At 70.3% G+C, this 18,100-nt stretch carries 15 protein-coding genes; 9 read left to right on the top strand and 6 right to left on the bottom strand.

Features of this window, described 5'->3' with window-relative positions:
- The first annotated feature begins 47 nt into the window (after positions 1-47).
- The 3 genes from B2W79_RS10860 (at position 48) to glpK (ending at position 4,156) form a co-directional block, all read left to right on the top strand.
- A complete protein-coding gene (locus tag B2W79_RS10860; RefSeq protein ID WP_292789485.1) occupies positions 48-1,757 on the top strand; it encodes a glycerol-3-phosphate dehydrogenase/oxidase in 1,710 nt (569 codons plus the stop codon).
- 92 nt (positions 1,758-1,849) lie between these two features.
- Positions 1,850-2,605, top strand: a complete 756-nt coding sequence (locus B2W79_RS10855; RefSeq protein ID WP_071328522.1) for an MIP/aquaporin family protein — start codon at positions 1,850-1,852, stop codon at positions 2,603-2,605.
- A gap of 36 nt (positions 2,606-2,641) precedes the next feature.
- Positions 2,642-4,156 (top strand): glycerol kinase GlpK, encoded by a 1,515-nt coding sequence (gene glpK / locus B2W79_RS10850; RefSeq protein WP_292789483.1) that lies wholly within the window; start codon positions 2,642-2,644, stop codon positions 4,154-4,156.
- Positions 4,157-4,317: 161 nt separating this feature from the next.
- Here the strand turns inward: glpK and B2W79_RS10845 are convergent, their stop codons facing one another.
- Positions 4,318-5,193, bottom strand: coding sequence for a LysR family transcriptional regulator (locus B2W79_RS10845; RefSeq protein ID WP_292789481.1), 876 nt, complete (start codon positions 5,191-5,193; stop codon positions 4,318-4,320).
- A gap of 78 nt (positions 5,194-5,271) precedes the next feature.
- Here B2W79_RS10845 and B2W79_RS10840 point away from each other — a divergent pair, with 78 nt between their 5' ends.
- The gene (locus tag B2W79_RS10840) at positions 5,272-6,180 is read left to right on the top strand and encodes an EamA family transporter (protein ID WP_292789479.1); all 909 of its coding nucleotides are present in this window, start codon (positions 5,272-5,274) and stop codon (positions 6,178-6,180) included.
- A 12-nt stretch (positions 6,181-6,192) separates the two neighbouring features.
- Here the strand turns inward: B2W79_RS10840 and ffh are convergent, their stop codons facing one another.
- Together ffh and B2W79_RS10830 are read right to left on the bottom strand one after the other, a co-directional pair.
- Positions 6,193-7,755 carry a signal recognition particle protein gene (ffh, locus tag B2W79_RS10835; protein ID WP_292789477.1) on the bottom strand — a complete coding sequence of 521 codons (1,563 nt, stop codon included), beginning with the start codon at positions 7,753-7,755 and terminating at the stop codon, positions 6,193-6,195.
- A gap of 148 nt (positions 7,756-7,903) precedes the next feature.
- Entirely contained in the window at positions 7,904-8,491 is a 588-nt protein-coding gene (locus tag B2W79_RS10830) for a TetR/AcrR family transcriptional regulator (RefSeq protein ID WP_292789475.1), read from the bottom strand.
- Positions 8,492-8,578: 87 nt separating this feature from the next.
- Between B2W79_RS10830 and lipB the strand changes: the two genes are divergently transcribed.
- Positions 8,579-9,229, top strand: coding sequence for a lipoyl(octanoyl) transferase LipB (gene lipB / locus B2W79_RS10825; protein WP_025103331.1), 651 nt, complete (start codon positions 8,579-8,581; stop codon positions 9,227-9,229).
- Positions 9,226-10,215, top strand: coding sequence for a lipoyl synthase (lipA, locus tag B2W79_RS10820; RefSeq protein WP_025103330.1), 990 nt, complete (start codon positions 9,226-9,228; stop codon positions 10,213-10,215). The genes lipB and lipA overlap by 4 nt, the downstream gene beginning before the upstream one ends.
- 10 nt (positions 10,216-10,225) lie before the next feature.
- Here lipA and B2W79_RS10815 read toward each other — a convergent pair whose 3' ends face one another.
- Both B2W79_RS10815 and ftsY read right to left on the bottom strand, forming a co-directional pair.
- On the bottom strand, positions 10,226-10,726 hold the full coding sequence (locus B2W79_RS10815; RefSeq protein WP_071328517.1) for a DUF2004 domain-containing protein: 501 nt from the start codon (positions 10,724-10,726) through the stop codon (positions 10,226-10,228).
- Positions 10,727-10,769: 43 nt separating this feature from the next.
- Positions 10,770-11,642, bottom strand: coding sequence for a signal recognition particle-docking protein FtsY (ftsY, locus tag B2W79_RS10810; protein ID WP_071328516.1), 873 nt, complete (start codon positions 11,640-11,642; stop codon positions 10,770-10,772).
- A gap of 28 nt (positions 11,643-11,670) precedes the next feature.
- Between ftsY and B2W79_RS10805 the strand changes: the two genes are divergently transcribed.
- Positions 11,671-12,348 (top strand): hypothetical protein, encoded by a 678-nt coding sequence (locus B2W79_RS10805; RefSeq protein ID WP_292789470.1) that lies wholly within the window; start codon positions 11,671-11,673, stop codon positions 12,346-12,348.
- A gap of 123 nt (positions 12,349-12,471) precedes the next feature.
- Here the strand turns inward: B2W79_RS10805 and smc are convergent, their stop codons facing one another.
- Positions 12,472-16,017, bottom strand: coding sequence for a chromosome segregation protein SMC (gene smc, locus B2W79_RS10800; protein WP_292789469.1), 3,546 nt, complete (start codon positions 16,015-16,017; stop codon positions 12,472-12,474).
- Positions 16,018-16,537: 520 nt separating this feature from the next.
- Between smc and B2W79_RS10795 the strand changes: the two genes are divergently transcribed.
- The gene (locus B2W79_RS10795) at positions 16,538-16,822 is read left to right on the top strand and encodes a hypothetical protein (protein ID WP_292789467.1); all 285 of its coding nucleotides are present in this window, start codon (positions 16,538-16,540) and stop codon (positions 16,820-16,822) included.
- Positions 16,823-16,931: 109 nt separating this feature from the next.
- A complete protein-coding gene (locus B2W79_RS10790; protein ID WP_292789465.1) occupies positions 16,932-18,011 on the top strand; it encodes a GNAT family N-acetyltransferase in 1,080 nt (359 codons plus the stop codon).
- The last annotated feature ends 89 nt before the right edge of the window (positions 18,012-18,100 follow it).

Genomic DNA, 18,100 nt, shown 5'->3' with positions numbered 1-18,100 from the left:
GTCACAGAGGTCGATGCTGGTGGCAAGCAAGGAAGAGAGGGTCGACGATGATCGATTCCACCCACACGTCCCCGGAGCGGGACGCGGTCCGCGCGCTCCGCGAATCCGGGCGCACCAGTGTCCTCGTCATCGGCGGCGGCATCAATGGCATCTCCACGTTCCGCGACCTGGCCCTGCAGGGCGTCGACGTCGTCCTCGTCGAGCGCGGCGACTTCGCCTCCGGTGCCTCCGCGGCGTCGAGCCACATGATCCACGGCGGCATCCGCTACCTGGAGAACGGCGAGTTCCGTCTCGTCCGAGAGTCGGTGGAGGAGCGCAACGGGCTGCTCAAGATCGCTCCGCACTACGTCAAGCCGCTGCAGACCACGATCCCGATCTACTCGACGTTCTCGGGCATCCTCTCCGCTCCCCTGCGCTTCCTCACGCACAAGAGCGGGAAGCCGAAGGAGCGCGGCGCCTTCCTCATCAAGGTCGGCCTTACCATCTACGACACGTTCTCGCGCGACGGCGGCACCGTGCCCCGGCACCGCTTCCTCGGCCGCAAGAAGTCGCTGGCCGAACTGCCGTCGATGGACCCGAAGATCAAGTACACCGCGACGTACTACGACGCGTCGATGCACGACCCCGAGCGCCTCGCGCTCGATGTGCTGCAGGACGGCCGCGCGAGCCACCCCGGTGCCGTCGCACTGAACTACGTCGAGGCGATCGGCCGCGACGGCGAGCAGATCATCCTCCGCGACCGGGAGAGCGGCACCGAGTTCACCGTGACCGCGGATGTCGTCGTGAACGCCTCCGGCCCGTGGACCGACCTCACGAACGACGCCCTCGGCACCGACACCCGCTTCATGGGCGGCACCAAGGGCTCGCACATCGTGCTCGACCACCCCGAGCTGCTGGAGGCCACGCGGGGACGCGAGATCTTCTTCGAGCACTCCGACGGTCGCATCGTGCTGATCTACCCGCTCAAGGGGCGCGTCCTCGTAGGCACGACGGACATCGACGCCGACCCGCGCGAGGTGCCGGTGTGCACGGAGGAGGAGATCGACTACTTCTTCGACCTCATCCACCACGTGTTCCCGTCGATCTCGGTGACCCGTGAGCAGATCGTCTACAACTTCTCCGGCATCCGTCCGCTCCCCCGCCACGAGGACACCGCTCCCGGCTTCGTCTCCCGCGACTACCGCGTCGAGGTCGACCGCCAGGGCGCCGTTCCGCTGGTGAGCCTCGTGGGCGGCAAGTGGACCACGTTCCGCGCGCTCGGCGAATCCCTCTCCGACACTGTCCTCGGCCTCCTCGGCCGCACGCGCACGGTGTCCACGGCGGGGCGTGCGATCGGCGGCGGACGTGAGTTCCCGCGTACCGAGAAGGCGAAGCGGATCTGGATCCAGGAGAACCTCCCCGGCGCCGGCACTCGCGCCGACCAGCTCCTCGCGCGCTACGGCACCCGGGCAGCGGCCGTGTGGGCCTTCGTCGAGCAGGGGGACGACGCGCCCCTCGCCGGCGGCGACCTCTCGACCCGCGAGCTGGAGTGGATGGTGAACGAGGAGATGGTCACCCGTCTCGAGGACGTCATCCTCCGCCGCACGAGCATCGCCTTCACCGGCGGCGCCCGAGCGGAGGTGCTCGACGAGATCGCCGACGCCCTGGCTCCGCTCCTCGGCTGGGACCGCGAGCGTCACGACGCCGAGGTGGAGCAGACGCGGGTGCTGCTCAACGAGCGACACGGACTCCACATCCCGTCCCGCGCCCGCGGCTGACGGGACGCCGACCACCGCGCCCTCCTCGCGGTGCTACCCCATAAGGGGTCGGGGCAGAGGGGCCCCGACCCGCAAGAAAGGTCAACGAAGACATGACTGACGTCAATCTCGGTCTCTACTTCCTCTCCGAGCTCGTCGGCACCGCCATGCTGGTCCTGCTCGGTTGTGGTGTGGTCGCGAACGTCGCCCTGGCGAAGAACAAGGGCTTCGGCGGCGGCTTCCTGATGGTCAACTGGGGATGGGGTCTCGCGGTGTTCGCGGGTGTGCTCGTCTCGGCGTACTCCGGTGCCATCCTGAACCCGGCCGTGGGCATCGGCCTACTGGTCGCCGGCAAGATCACCTTCGCGATGTTCCTCACTGCGACCGCCGCGGAGCTCCTCGGCGCGATCATCGGTGCGATCGTGGTCTGGCTCGCCTACAAGCAGCACTTCGACCAGGAGCCGGAGGCCGCCAACAAGCTCGGCGTCTTCTCCACCGGCCCCGCCATCCGCTCGTACGGCTGGAACCTCGTCACCGAGATCATCGGCACGTTCGTCCTCGTGTTCGTCATCTTCGCGTTCGCGGACTACGGCGACATCGAGGTCGGCACGCCCGGTGGCCTCGGCCCGCTCACCGCCCTTCCGGTGGCCCTCCTGGTGGTCGCGATCGGTGCGTCGCTCGGTGGCCCCACCGGCTACGCGATCAACCCGGCTCGTGACCTCGGTCCGCGCATCGCCCACGCGATCCTCCCCATCCAGGGCAAGGGTTCCAGCGACTGGTCCTACTCGTGGGTGCCCGTCGTCGGTCCGCTCATCGGTGGTGTCATCGCCGCCCTCGCCGCCCCCGGCCTGCTCAGCCTCGCCGGCTGATCCCCCTCAACCCCTCGGGAATTCAAAGGAGAACACATGGCTGACTACATCATCGCGATCGACCAGGGAACGACGTCGAGCCGCGCGATCATCTTCGACAAGAAGGGCAGCATCGTCGCCACCGGCCAGAAGGAGCACGAGCAGATCCTTCCCAAGGCCGGCTGGGTGGAGCACGACGCCGCCGAGATCTGGCGCAACGTCCAGGAGGTGATCGGTCTGGCCCTCGGGCGCGCCGATCTCACCCGCCACGACATCGCCGCCGTGGGCATCACGAACCAGCGCGAGACCGCCGTCGTGTGGGACAAGACCACGGGCAAGCCGGTCTACAACGCCATCGTCTGGCAGGACACCCGTACGCAGGAGATCGTCAACCGCCTCGCGGGCGACGAAGGCGTCGACCGGTTCAAGTCGATCGTCGGCCTCCCGCTGGCGACCTACTTCTCCGGCACCAAGATCACCTGGATCCTGGAGAACGTCGAAGGTGCCCGCGAGAAGGCCGAGGCCGGAGACCTGCTCTTCGGCACGACCGACTCCTGGGTCCTGTGGAACCTCACGGGCGGCGTCGACGGCGGCGTGCACGCGACAGACGTCACCAACGCCTCGCGCACGATGTTCATGGACCTCGAGACGCTGGAGTGGCGCGACGACATCCTCGAGGCGTTCGGCGTGCCGCGCTCGATGATGCCGGAGATCCGCTCCTCCTCCGAGGTCTACGGCGCGGCCGAGAGCTCGTCGCTGCTCCGCGAGACGCCGATCGCCGGCATCCTCGGCGACCAGCAGGCGGCGACGTTCGGACAGGCCGCGTTCCAGAAGGGCGAGAGCAAGAACACCTACGGCACGGGATGCTTCCTCATCTTCAACACGGGCGAGGAGATCGTCCGCTCGAAGAACGGGCTGCTCACCACCGTCGGCTACAAGCTCGGCGACCAGCCCACGCACTACGCGCTGGAGGGGTCGATCGCCGTCACCGGATCGCTCATCCAGTGGCTGCGCGACCAGCTCGGCATCATCTCCTCCGCTCCCGAGGTCGAGGAGCTGGCCGAGAAGGTCGAGGACAACGGCGGCGTGTACATCGTCCCCGCGTTCTCGGGTCTCTTCGCCCCCTACTGGCGTCCGGACGCCCGTGGCGCGATCGTCGGCCTCACCCGCTACGCGAACAAGAACCACATCGCGCGCGCTGCGCTGGAGGCCGTGGCCTTCCAGACCCGCGACGTGCTCGACGCGGTCAACGCGGACGCCGGAGTGGACCTCAGCGAGCTCAAGGTCGACGGCGGCATGGTCGCCAACGACGCGCTCATGCAGTTCCAGGCCGACATCCTCGGCGTCCCGGTCGTGCGGCCGGTCGTGGCGGAGACCACCGCGCTCGGTGCGGCCTACGCCGCGGGCCTCGCGGTCGGCTTCTGGAGCGGCCTCGACGACCTGTCCGCGAACTGGCAGGAGGACCGCCGCTGGGAGCCCTCGCTCGACGAGGCCGAGCGCGACCGCCAGCTGCGCCTGTGGCGCAAGGCCGTCACGAAGTCGATGGACTGGGTCGACGACGACGTGCGCTGATCGCCACACGACGAGGCGGGTCCGGGTTCTTCCCGGGCCCGCTTCGTCGTCTCCAGCTCGAGCTTCTGCGGAGTCGCCTGCACGATCCGGATACGGTGGCCCGCCCGTTCCGAGGATTCCGTCGTGCATCTGCTCCCGGGTCGTGCAGCCGGAGCAGGGTCTCAGGAGGCTGCCGCGACGATGTCGAGGAAGGCGCGCGCGGCGCTGCGCGGTGCCGCGGCGTCCCAGGCCAGGTGCTCGACACGGACCGGCCCGTCCTGGACCTCGACCGTGTCGACGACGTCCCGATACCCTCGCACCACCCCGGGCGCGAGCAGCGTGACGGCGAGGCCCGCAGCGACCAGGCCGATCAGCCCCGCGGCCGTGTCGGATTCGAAGGCCACGTCCCGCCCGACCCGCGCGGCCAGGAACGCCGCATCACTCTGCGCGCGCCCCGATGTTCCGGCGGGGAAGTCGGCGAACGCGGAGTCCGCGAGATCGCTCAGCCGTACCCTCCGCTTCGCGGCGAGGTGGTGCCCGCGAGGCAGTACCGCTACCAGCGGCTCGTGGGACAACGGGCGGGAGGCCACCCCTCCTGGTTCCGCTCCCTCCCGAAGCCCGAGGAAGGAGACGTCGAGGTCGCCCTGACGGATCGCGGCCATGAGGCCGTCACTGTTCCCCTCGCGGAGTTCCACGCGGGCGGCCGGATGCGCGGTGCGATAGGCCACGAGGAGCGCGGGGACGTCGACGGCGGTCACCGTGGGGATGATCCCGAGCCGGAGCGTTCCGACGACTTCGCCCGCAGCGGCCGCGGCATCCTCCCGCGCCTGATCCGCGGCGCGCACCGCGAGACGCGCGGAGCGGAGGAACGCCTCTCCGGACTCGGTCGCACGGACGCTGCGACTGGTGCGCGCGAACAGCCGCACCCCCAGCTCGCGTTCGAGTGACGCGACCTGATGACTGAGCGCCGACTGCGTCACGTGACAGCGGTCCGCCGCGCGGGTGAAGGACCCGGTATCCGCCACGGCGACGACATATCGCAGGTGCTGGAGTTCCATGTATCCATGATCGCCCTTCATGGATGGTGTGACAACAATGCGTTGGACTCATCGCGATGTCGCGCGCAGGCTGGGAGCATGAACCGCTTCACCCTCACCCTCGTCACGGCGCTCGCCCCCGCGGCGTGGGGTACGACCTACCTGGTCACGACGGAGCTGCTCCCCGCCGGGCATCCGCTCCTCGCCGGCCTCCTCCGCTCGCTTCCTGCGGGTCTCCTCGCGGTGCTGCTGGCCCGGCGCCTGCCGCACGGCGCCTGGTGGGGAAAGGTCCTCGTGCTCGGCGCCCTCAACATCGGCGCCTTCTTCCCGCTACTGTTCCTCGCGGCCGAACGCCTCCCCGGCGGGGTCGCCGCGGCCGTCGCCGGAGCGCAGCCGCTCATCGTCCTGGGAATCGGAGCGCTCGTGCTCGGGGAGCGTATCCGCCCGGTGTCCGGCGCCGCCGCCGTGCTCGGGGCAGGGGGCGTCGCCCTCGTCGTCCTCGGCCCTGCCGCCGCGCTGGACCTGTGGGGCCTCATCGCGGCTCTGGGCGGCGTGACCGCCACCGGTCTCGGGATGATCCTCACCAAGCGCTGGGGACGCCCCGCCGGCGTCGGCCCCGTGGCCTACGCGGGCTGGCAGCTGAGTGCGGGCGGACTGCTGCTCCTCCCCCTCACCTTCACGGTCGAGGGCCCGCCTCCTGCCCTCGACGCGGGGGCGCTCCTCGGTTACCTCTGGCTCGCGACAGCGGGAGGGATCATCGCCTACACGCTCTGGTTCCGCGGTATCCAGCGGCTGCCCGTGATCGTGCCCGGCCTGCTCGCACTGCTCTCGCCGATCGTCGCGACGGTGCTCGGAGTGCTCATCGCCGGCGAGAGCTTCACCCTCGTTCAGCTTCTGGGCATCGTGATCACGCTCGCCGCCCTCGTCGGCGGGCAGTTCGCGGCACGACCGCGAGGCACGCCGGCGGCCACGGTCGATCCTTCCGCCGCGCCGGTGGCCGTGCGCTGAGTTCCCGGCCGCTCAGCCCTTGCCGAACAGCTTCTGGATCTCGGCGAGGTCTGCCTCCGAGGGCGCTGCGCTTCCCCCGCCGAGGCCGAAGCCCGAGCCGGTGGGTGCCGTGGAAGCCGCGAGGCCGGCGTTCTCGGCCGCGCGCTTCGCCGGGTTGCCGGAGCGGGAGCGGTTGCCGCCGCCGCCCTTGCCCTTCTTGCCGCGCTTCGACGAGGCGCCGGGCTTGCCCATGCCGGGCACCGGACCCATGCCGGGGATGTTCGGCGTGCCGCCACGGGCGACCGTCTTCATCATCTTCGCGGCCTGCTCGAAGCGCTGAACGAGCTGGTTCACGTCCGTGACAGTCATGCCGGAGCCGCGCGCGATGCGCAGGCGGCGCGAGCCGTTGAGAATCTTGGGGTTGCGACGCTCTACCGGCGTCATGGACCGGATGATGGCTTCGGTGCGGTCGATCTCGCGCTCGTCGAAGTCCTCGAGCTGCTGCTTCATCTGACCCATGCCCGGGAGCATCCCGAGCATCTTCTTCATCGAGCCCATCTTCTTCATCTGCTGGAGCTGCTCGAGGAAGTCCTCCAGGGTGAAGGCCTCGTTCGCGAGCTTCTCCGCGACCTTTCGCGCCTCCTCCTCGTCGAAGGCCTGCTGGGCCTGCTCGATGAGGGTCAGGATGTCGCCGAGGTCGAGGATGCGGCTCGCCATCCGGTCGGGGTGGAACGGCTCGAGGTCTTCCAGCCGCTCGCCCGTCGAGGCGAAGATGATCGGACGACCGGTGACCGAGGCGACCGACAGAGCTGCTCCGCCTCGCGCGTCACCGTCGAGCTTGGAGAGCACGACGCCGGTGAAGTCCACGCCCTCCTGGAAGGCCTTGGCGGTGTTGACGGCGTCCTGACCGATCATCGCATCGATGACGAAGAGCACCTCGTCCGGGTTGACCGCCTTGCGGATGTCGGCGGCCTGCTTCATGAGCTCGGCGTCGACGCCGAGGCGGCCGGCGGTGTCGATGATGACCACGTCGTGCTGCTGCCGGCGGGCGTGCTCGACGCCGTCGCGCGAGACCCTGACCGGATCGCCGACGCCGTTGCCGGGCTCGGGCGCGTACACCGTGGCACCGGCCTGCTCGGCGACGACCTGGAGCTGGTTCACCGCGTTCGGGCGCTGGAGGTCGGCGGCCACGAGGAGCGGCGTGTGGCCCTCGCTCTCGAGCTGCTTGGCGAGCTTTCCGGCGAACGTCGTCTTCCCCGAACCCTGGAGGCCGGCGAGCATGATCACGGTCGGCGCCGTCTTGGCGAACTGCAGGCGCCGCTGCTCACCGCCGAGGATCTGGACGAGTTCCTCGTTGACGATCTGCACCACCTGCTGCGCGGGGTTCAGCGCCTTGTTGACCTCGTCGCCGAGCGCGCGCTCGCGCACCTTGGCGGTGAAGTCCTTGACGACCGCGAGCGCGACGTCGGCGTCGAGCAGCGCACGACGGATCTCGCGCACCGTGCCGTCGACGTCGGCGGGGGTGAGCTTTCCCTTCGTGCGCAGGTTGCGGAAGGTGTCGGTGAGCCGATCGGAGAGCGTGCCAAAGGTAGCCATGGTGCGTACGATTCTACGCGAGCGGAGCCTCCACGCTCAGCGCGGCACGAAGGCGACTCGCCGAAACCCCGCCTCGCTGTCGAGACCCCGCCCGGCGCGCGCCTGCACACCGGGGCCTCGGCGCGAAACCGGGGTCTCGCGAGGCCGGTCAGTCCCCCCAGGGGAGATCGTGGACGCGGGCGAGCGCCTCGTGCAGCACGGAGTCCGGAGTGCCGCGGCCCGCGCCCTCCTCCGCCCACACCCGGAGCGCCGACATGACAGCGGCGGCCTGCGCGGCCCCGAGCACGTCGGCGCGCATGACGTCGATCCCCGCGGCGCAGGCGGCGCGCGAGACGGCGGCGGACAGGCGGGCGAGCCGCAACCCCCTCTCGCGCACCAGCTCATCCTCGAGCGCCATGGCCGCCGCATTCCGCAGGGCCAGAGCCAGGGGATCCGGCGCGAAGTCCTGGACGATGCCGTGGAGGATCAGCCGCACCCGCTCCCCCGTGGCATCCCGGCCGAGATCGCCGAGCGCCGCGATCGCGACGCCGATGCGCTCGTCGATCCCGGACCACAGCACATCGCTCTTGGACGTGAAGTAGTTGAAGAAGCTGGAACGGCTGACCCCCGCCCGCTGCGTGATGTCGGCGATGGAGGTGGCCTCGTACCCGCGCTCCAGGAAGAGCTCGCAGGCGGCCTCGGCGAGGGTCTCGCGCGAGGAGGCCTTCGGGCGGCCGGCGCGACCAGTCCGGTTCATGACTTCACGGTACCGCGCGCCGCGCCACACTCCGGACGGGGATGTATTGTTAGACGCAATCCATGTATTAGAGGGAAGCGACGACGCATGCTCGACATCCTCACCCCCGGCTTCATGCCGACCCCTGTCCCCTATCCCGACGGCTGGGCCCTGCAGCGGCGCGTGCACGCGGACGTCGTGTCCGGTGCCCGCCCTGACACGCTCATCCTGCTCGAGCACGCGGCCGTCTACACCGCGGGCAAGCGCACGGAGGACCACGAACGCCCCCAGGACGGGACCCCGGTCATCGACGTCGACCGCGGCGGGAAGATCACCTGGCACGGGCCGGGACAGCTCGTCGGCTATCCGATCTTCCGGCTGCCGGAGCCGATGGACGTGGTCGCACACGTCCGGCGTCTGGAGCGGATCCTCATCGAGGTGCTGCGTCCGTTCGGGGTCGACGGGCACCAGGTCGAGGGGCGCAGCGGTGTGTGGGTGCGCCGACCGCTCTCGGAGGACAAGGTGGCCGCGATCGGCGTGCGGGTGCAGCAGGGCGTGACCATGCACGGCTTCGCCATCAACTGCGACAACAGTCTCGCCCCCTTCCGCGACATCATCCCCTGCGGCATCACCGACGCCGGCGTGACCACGGTGAGCGAGGTGTCCGGCCGCGTGGTCGGCCCGCTCGACCTCGTCGACGCCGTGCAGGACGCCTTCCGCACCGCGCACGCACCCGACCTGACAGGAGTCCCGGCATGACTGCCGCACCCGAGGGGCGCAAGCTCCTCCGCCTCGAGATCCGCAACGCCGAGACCCCGATCGAGCGCAAGCCCGAGTGGATCAAGACCAAGGCCAAGATGGGGCCGGAGTACTCCGCGTTGCACTCGCTCGTGAAGAGCGAGGATCTGCACACGGTGTGCCAGGAGGCCGGCTGCCCGAACATCTACGAATGCTGGGAGGACCGCGAGGCGACGTTCCTCATCGGGGGATCGCAGTGCACGCGTCGCTGCGACTTCTGCCAGATCGACACCGGCAAGCCCGCCGACTACGACACCGACGAGCCGCGACGCGTCGCCGAGAGCGTGCAGCGGATGAATCTCCGCTACGCGACCGTGACGAGTGTGGCCCGCGACGACCTGCCCGATACGGGGGCCTGGCTGAACGCCGAGACGGTGCGCAAGATCCACGAGCTCAACCCGAACACCGGCGTGGAGCTGCTGGCCAACGAGCACAACGCCGACCCGGCCTTCCTCGGCCAGATCTTCGACGCGCGCCCCGAGGTGTTCGCGCACAACGTGGAGACCGTGCCCCGCATCTTCAAGCGCATCCGCCCCGCGTTCCGCTACGAGCGCTCGCTGAACGTGCTCACGCAGGCTCGCGACGCCGGACTTATCACGAAGTCGAACCTCATCCTCGGCATGGGCGAGGAGCCGGAGGAGGTCGTCCAGGCGCTGCAGGACCTCCACGACGCCGGCTGCGACATCATCACCATCACTCAGTACCTCCGCCCGACGCCACGGCATCTTCCCGTCTCGCGGTGGGTGAAGCCGGCCGAGTTCGTCGAGTTCAAGGAGGAGGCGGAGCGGATCGGCTTCCTCGGGGTGCTCGCCGGTCCGCTGGTGCGCTCCTCGTACCGCGCCGGGCGGCTCTGGGCGCAGTCCATGACCTCGAAGGGACGGGAGATCCCCGCGCACCTCGCGCACATCGCGGAGAGCGCCGACCTCGGCTTCGCACAGGCGGTCTGACGAGCGGCGGTCAGTCGGCGCTCATGACCGACTGCACGCTGCCGTCGGAGCCCAGGTTCACGAGCAGCACGTCGTCGGTGGCGCTGTCGTCGAGCGCGTACTCCAGCACCGCGAACGGCTCGGAGCCGCCGTGCTCGTCCGCGAGGATCGTCATGCTCATCAAGCGCAGCGATCGGATGATGTCCACGGCCGCGTCTCCGGACACGTCGATGAGGATGTCGGGGAGGTCGTCGCCGAACACCTCCTGCTGCTGCAGGATGTACTCGGTCACCTCGCTCGTGCGGTCGTCCACCTCGGCGAGCATCCCGCGCCGTGCGGTCGCGTCCACGTTCTCCAGGCCGGCGATGAGCCCGGCGGCGATGTCGAGGGCGTCGGCGGAGACGTCGTCCTGGTCCGGGGCCGTCAGGTCCACGGTCACGCTCTGGTCGCCGAGCTCGACCGTCTCCGACCAGAAGATCGAGCCGTCGGGGCCCGATGACAGCAGTCCGAAGTAGTCGTGTTCGATCGCCATAACGCTATGAAACCAGCCTGGTGCTCGGGGCGGAAGCCCTGTGTCAGCCGACCAGCGCCTGCACGAAGACGTGCGGCGTGAAACCGGTCAGATCATCGATGCCCTCGCCCTGCCCGAGGAGCTTCACCGGGATGCCCGTGCGCTCCTGCACCGCGAGCACGAAGCCGCCCTTGGCCGAGCCGTCGAGCTTGGTGAGCACGAGACCTGTGACGCCGGCGTGCTGCAGGAAGGTCTCCGCCTGCATGACGCCGTTCTGCCCCGTCGTGGCGTCGAGGACGAGGAGCACCTCGCTGATCGGGGCCTGCTTCTCGACGACGCGGCGGATCTTGCCGAGCTCGTCCATGAGACCGCCCTTGGTGTGCAGCCGTCCCGCCGTGTCGATGATCGCGATCTCGATGCCCTCGCGCTTCGCGTACTCCACGGTCTGGAAGGCGACAGATGCCGGGTCCTGGCCCTCCTGCTGCGGTCGGACGATGGCCGCTCCCCCGCGCTGCGCCCAGGTGGCGAGCTGGTCCACGGCCGCGGCACGGAAGGTGTCGGCGGCTCCCACGACCACACTCCGCTGGTAACCGCGGAGGAACTTCGTGAACTTGCCGATCGTCGTCGTCTTTCCCACGCCGTTCACGCCGACGACGAGGACCACGGCGGGCCGCTCGGTGAGCTTCAGAGTGGTGTCGAACTTCGCGAAGTGCTCCTCCAGGGTCTCCCGCAGCATGCGCTGGAGATCCTTGGGGTCGGTGGTGCGGTACTTCGCGACCTTGTCGCGCAGCTCGTCGACGATGCGCTCGCTGATGTCGGGGCCGAAGTCCGCCGTGATCAGCGCCGTCTCCAGGTCTTCCCACGTCGTCTCGTCGATGGTGGGCTTCACGAACATGCCGCGCAGCGCGCGACCGAGAGACCAGGACTTCTCTGCCATGTGTCCAGCCTACGGGTAGCATCCAGGGATGCACCGCGCGCCGCTCCCGCACCGGGTGTTCCTCCACGGCGCCGGGAGACGCGGCACAGCTGCGTGGCCCTCCCAGGCTCCGGAGTCGGGGACCTTCCTCAGCTTCCCGCCGGGGTCGTCCGTCGAAGCGCAGGCGGGCGCTCTCGTCGCCGGAGAACGTGACCGGACGCCGCTCCTGTTCGCCCACTCCATCGGGGCGGTCGCCGCCGTCCGCGCCGTCGCCGACGGTCTGCGGGTGTCCGGACTCGTCCTCGTCGAGCCCGCCCTGTACGACGTCGCCCGCGGTGACGCGCCGATCGAGCGACATATCGCCGTGGTCACGGAGGCGCGAGCACGCGCGGCCGAGGACGACCTCTACGGCTTCTGGGCGCTGTTCCGTCCGCTCATGTTCGGCGGCCCGCTGGACCGCGCGTCCTGGCCGGACGAGCGCGCGGTCGCGGAGCACTGGGCGACCGCGAATCTCCCGTGGGGACACGGCATCCGGGAGCATTCCCTCGCTGGCGTGCCGGCCCTCGTGGTCACCGGCGGCTGGAACGAGGAGTACGAGCTCATCGCCCGACGACTCGTCGATGTCGGGGCCGAGCAGATCGTCCTCTCCGGTTTCACTCACCGTCCCCAGGACCACCCCGACTTCCCCGCCGCCGTCACTGCATTCGAACAGTCCCTCCTGATGTGACCCGCCCTGGTCCGTCCGAGCACAGCTTCGGAGACCGCAGGCGACGCGCCGGATCAGACGGCCGACACGCCGGGTGGAGGCTCCGATCTCCGAAGCCGTGCCCGGGGACGGAGGCAGCCGGAGTCAGACGGCGGCGGCAGCGCGGTCGCCGACACGCTGCCCGACCACCGCGGAGACGCCGTCCTGGCGCATCGAGACCCCGTAGAGCGCGTCCGCGATCTCCATCGTCCGCTTCTGGTGCGTGATCACGAGGAGCTGGGAGCTCTCGCGCAGCTGCTCGAACACCGTGAGGAGCCGGCCGAGGTTCGCGTCGTCGAGCGCCGCTTCGACCTCGTCGAGGATGTAGAACGGGCTGGGACGCGCCTTGAAGATCGCCACCAGGAGCGCCACCGCGGCCAGAGACCGCTCGCCGCCGGACAGCAGCGACAGCCGCTCGATCTTCTTCCCGACGGGACGGACCGAGACCTCGATCCCCGTCGTCAGCATGTTCTCCGGATCGGTCAACGAGATGCTGCCCGTGCCGCCGGGGAACAGCAGGGGGAAGACCTGGCCGAACGCCTCCTTGGTGTCCTCGAACGCGCTGGCGAAGATCGTCTGCATGCGCTCGTCGAGGTCGGCGATGATCGTCAAGAGGTCCTGCCGGGTCTGCGTCAGGTCCGCGAGCTGCGTGGTGAGGAACGCGTGGCGCTGCTCCAGGGCGGCGAACTCCTCCAGCGCGAGCGGGTTGACCCGACCGAGCTGGGCGAGCTTCCGCTCCGCGTCCGCGAGGCGCCGCTGCTGGATGCGCCGGTCGAACGGGATCGCGGTGTCGTCGAGCAGTTCGCCGTCGGCCGGCTCCGCCCCGGGATCCCGCGGCACGAGCTGGTCAGGACCGTACTCGGCGACGAGCACGTCCTCGTCGAGGGCGAGCTCCGAGGACACGCGCTCCAACAGGCTGTTCAGGTGGAGCTTCTTCTCGTGGATCTGCAGCTCCAGGCCGTGCACGCTCTCCGTGAGCCCGGCCAGACGCTCCCGCAGCGACGATTCCTGGGTGCGCAGCGCGATCAGTTCCTCGTTCTGCGCCGACCGCGCGGCTTCCGCCTCCGCCAGCGCGACGCGGGCCTCGGTGACCGAGCGGTCGAGGGAGTCGAGGATGCGCGGCAGCTCGTCCACGACTCCGGACGCCGCCTCGCGCTGCGCCCGGCGGATGACAGCGCGGCGGGCGGCCTCCGCGGCCGCGTCCCGCTCCTGCTCGCGCTGCCGCTCCAACGCGGTCACCCGAGACTGCGCGGCACGGACGCGCTCGCGCAGCGTCTCGACCTCCAGGCGGGCACGGACCTCGCCCTCGCGGGCACGCTCCAGGGCCTCCAGCAGACCGTCGCGCGCCGAGGCGTCGAGCACCGGACGGGGCGCGGCGATCGCGGCATCGAGCTCCGCCTTCGCGGCCTCCGCCTTCGCCTCTGCGTCAGCCACGGCGGCCTGCGCCTGAGCGAGCCCGGTCTCGAGGCGGTCGCATTCGGCGACAGCGGCCTCATGGCGCACGGTCACCTTGTTGACCTGCTCCGCGTGCGTCGCGAGGGCGGCGTCGTGCTCGCGAAGGGCGCGCAGCGCGTCCTTCGCCTGCCGCCGCGTCTCCTCCACGGCCTCGTCGGCGTCGATGCGGGCCTCGCGCAGGGAGTCGACGACGATCTGGATCTCGGTGAGCCGCTCGGTCGCGGCGTCCCGCTCCGCCGCGAGCTCGAGGCGGGAGCGCTCGCCGCCGGACCCCGTGCGCAGGGTCTGGGCGGTGATGACGTCGCCTCCGGTGGTCACGATCGTGGTCGACGCGTCGCCCGCAGCATCGAGAGCGCGCCGTGCGGCCCGCGCGGCATCGAGGTCGTCGGCGATGAGCACATGGGCCAGGATCCCGAGAACGCCGTCCGGCGCGGTCACCGTCTCGGTCGCGGCGATCACGCCGTCGACGGCCGGGCGCGGCGCCCGCTCCCTCGGGGCGTCGGCGACCACGAAGTCGACCACGCCCCGGCGGCGCTCTGCGGCCTCCGCCGCGAGGGCGAAGGCATCGTCCGGGGAACCGACCAGCACACCCTCGGCCAGCGGACCGAGCACGGCCGCGATCGCGGCTTCGTATCCCGCCCGCACCTGCACGGCATCGCCGACGAGACCGCGGATTCCGGGGCCGCCCTCCGCAACGATCTCGGCGGCACCTCCTGACAGCGACAGCGCACTGCTCAACGCAGCGGCCTTCGCCGTGAGGGCGTCGACCTCGCGCTCCGCGGCGTGCAGGCGTTCACGCAGGCTCTCGCGCTCCGCCTCCGCCGCCGTCGCCGCACGCTGGGCGCTCTCGTAGGCGGCGGCGTACTCGACGGCCGTGCCCTCGGGAGCTTCCGCATCGTCGATCGCGTCCAGGGCCTCTTCGGCCTCGCGTCGTCGGGCGTGCGCGGCCTCGAGCGCGTTCTCCTGACGCAGCACCGCGCCGCGGACCGCGGCCAATGCCGACGCGGCCGCATCGGCGTTCCCGCGGAGAGACGAAAGCCGCATGTCGTACTCGGAGACGAGCGCGCTCTGCTCCGCGATGTCGACATCGAGCGTGTCGAGCTCGGCGCGGGCGTTCACGACCTCGCGGCTGGCCGCAGCCGCGGCATCCTGAGCGTCGCCGAGGCCGGAGGAGATCGTCTCGATGTCCTCCTTCGCCTCGTCGATGGTCGCCTGTGTGACGGTCACCGCGGTCACGGCCGCGTCGTCCTCCTCGGACCCGAGGAGCGCAAGGCGCTGGTTGGCGAGCGTGTACAGGCCCCGCATGCGCTCCTGCACCTGTTCGAGTCCGAACGCGACGCTGCGCGCCTCGTCGACCGCGATCGAGTTCTGGTTCTTCTCCAGACGAGCGATCCCGGCGCGCACGGTCTCGGCTTGGTCGGACAGCACGAGACGCTCCGTGTGCCGCTCCTGCTCGGTCCGGGTGTGGTCCGCGAGGGCCGTGCGCAGCGCCACGACGTCGTCGGCGAACAGTCGTGCCTTGGCATCGCGCACGACGGCGGCGATGGTCTGCGCCTCGCGCGCGATCTCCGCCTGGCGTCCGAGGGGCTTGAGCTGACGGCGGATCTCCCCGGCAAGGTCGCTCAGACGGGTGAGGTTAGCCTCCATCGCGTCGAGCTTGCGCAGCGTCTTTTCCTTGCGCCGACGGTGCTTCAGGATGCCGGCCGCCTCCTCGATGAAGCCGCGTCGATCCTCCGGCGAGGCCTGGAGCACGGTGTCGAGCCGCCCCTGACCCACGATGACGTGCATCTCCCGGCCCAGGCCGGAGTCGCTGAGCAGCTCCTGCACATCGAGCAGACGGCAGCTCTCGCCGTTGATGGCGTACTCGCTGGAGCCGTTGCGGAAGAGGGTGCGGCTGATCGTCACCTCGGCGTACTCGATCGGCAGCGCGCCGTCGGCATTGTCGATCGTGAGCTGCACCTCGGCGCGCCCGAGGGGTCCGCGGGTCGAGGTGCCCGCGAAGATGACGTCCTCCATCTTGCCGCCGCGAAGCGTCTTCGCCCCCTGCTCCCCCATCACCCAGGCGAGGGCGTCGACGACGTTGGACTTGCCGGAGCCGTTCGGCCCGACGATGCACGTGACGCCGGGCTCGAACACGAAGGACGTGGGCTGCGCGAACGACTTGAACCCCTTGAGCGTCAGGCTCTTCAGGTGCATGGGGCGACCGCTCGTCCGGGGAGATTCACGCCGCTACGCTACCGGAAACCCGCGGAACGGCCGGTATCCCGCGCGGTCATCGCGGACCCGGTGCGATCGCGACACGCCGGTGCTACCACGAAATGCTTGACGATCTCCTGAGAGTTTCGCTACGGTGGCCTCCGGATCGCCACACGAAAGGAGGTTACCGATGATGATCACTCAGCACACCGCAGAGGTCTTTGGCCTCGCCGCGCCCGCGCACTCCGCGCCGCGCCTCGCGGCATCGGTGACCGCCGGCGTCCGTCACGGCTCGCTCGGCTAGAACCGCAGCCTGGGAACGCAGGCCCGATCCGGGTCTTCTCCCGCCTGTTCTGTCGCGACCCACCCTCTGATCCCCTTGGATCATGGATCCCCGCCGCCTCCGGCCTCCGCATTCCGCGTCGCCACAGGCGCTGCTCTCGTCCGCACCCGCCGCGGCCGACGACTCGGTCCTGGCGTGGTGCTTCCGCACCCATCCATCCCTTTCGAAGGAACCATCGTGAACATCACGCTGTCACGCAGCACCACCCATCCGCCCGATACCGAGGACCGCGAGGTCCTCCAGATCCCCCGCGACGACGAGCTCCGTGAGCTCGGCATCGCGGACCGCCTCTCGCTCCGGATCGGCCTCTGGCTGTTCCAGCGGGCGCAGCGGCCCCGTCGTCCGCACCGGTCGTGGACCGTCGATCCCGGCGACCTGTTCCTCGTCGGAGAGCAGCGTCACCGCTCGGTCGCGGAATCGCACGCCCTCCTCATGTACGACATGCAGCGCGGAATGCGCTGACCGGGCGATGACGACCGCCTCGACACCGGCCCGGCGTCCGTCCGTGCACCTGCGGACGGACGCCGGGGCACCCGGCACCTCCTCCTCCCTCCGACACGAAGGACCTGACATGACGACCGCCGCACTGACGATCACGCCGCTGATCGTCCCGGCCACCCTCACCGATGCGAACGCCGCGGACTTCCGGGCCTACGGTGCCCTCAACCGACAGATCTGCGACGAGCAGGTCGGTCTCCCCGACCTCGCCCCGGACGCCGCGCAGATGCTGCCGAACTGGCAGGACGACTCCGATGCGCTGGATCTCGGATTCGTCGCCCGGGAGGGGGACGACATCATCGGCATGGTGACCCTGTCCTTCGCGCAGGAGGAGGACGCGCGCGCCGCGGAGATCGACCTCCTCGTTCCGGCCGCCCACACCGGGCGCGGTGTCGAGGAGGCGCTGCTCGACCGCGCCGAGACCGAGGCGAGGGAGCGCGGTCGGAGCGTCCTCCAGATCTGGACCCTGCACCGGCCCGAGGAGGCCGACCGCATGCTCCGGCCCCGGACCGGCTGGGGACGGGTCCCGGCGACACCGCTGAGCGACGTCGTCGAGGCGCACGGCTTCACGCTGGAACAGGTCGAGCGCAACAGCGAGCTCGACCTGCGCGCCGATCCGGAGCCCCTGCACCGGGCGTTGGACGCCGCGCTCACGGCGGCGGGACCGGACTATCGCGTGGTCGAGTGGCAGCTCCCCACTCCGCCCGAGTTCCGCGCGGGCTACGCCGACATCCTCGCCCGGCTGTCGACCGACGCCCCCAGCGGAGACATGGACTTCGTCGCCGAGGTCTATGACGCGGAGCGGGTGGTCCGCCGCGATGCGCGTCTCACCGGAGCCGGGCAGACGGTCTCCGTGGTGGCGGTGGAGCACGTCCCCACCGGCACGCTGGTCGCGTACAACGAGCTGCTGATCGGCGCGGAGAAGACCGGGACCACCCACCAGTTCGGGACGCTGGTCGCGAAGGATCACCGCGGTCACCGCCTCGGCACGATCGTCAAGTGCGCCAATCTCCTCCGCTGGCGGGAGCTCGTTCCGGACTCCACCGTGGTCTCCACCTTCAACGCGGAGGAGAACCGGCCGATGCTCGACATCAACGAGGCGATCGGCTTCGTGCCCGTGTCGTACGCGGGGGCGTGGCAGAAGAAGATCTGACGACGAGCGGTGGCCGTCATCCTCCCGGATGACGGCTGCCGCTCAGCTTCATCCGCCAGGCCGACGACACCGCCACGGCCCCACAGCGA

This window comes from Microbacterium sp. UBA7513, from assembly GCF_002478345.1.
Lineage (GTDB): Bacteria > Actinomycetota > Actinomycetes > Actinomycetales > Microbacteriaceae > Microbacterium.
The sequence above is the reverse complement of the archived record's forward strand: the minus strand, read 5'-3'. Positions and strand labels throughout refer to the sequence as shown.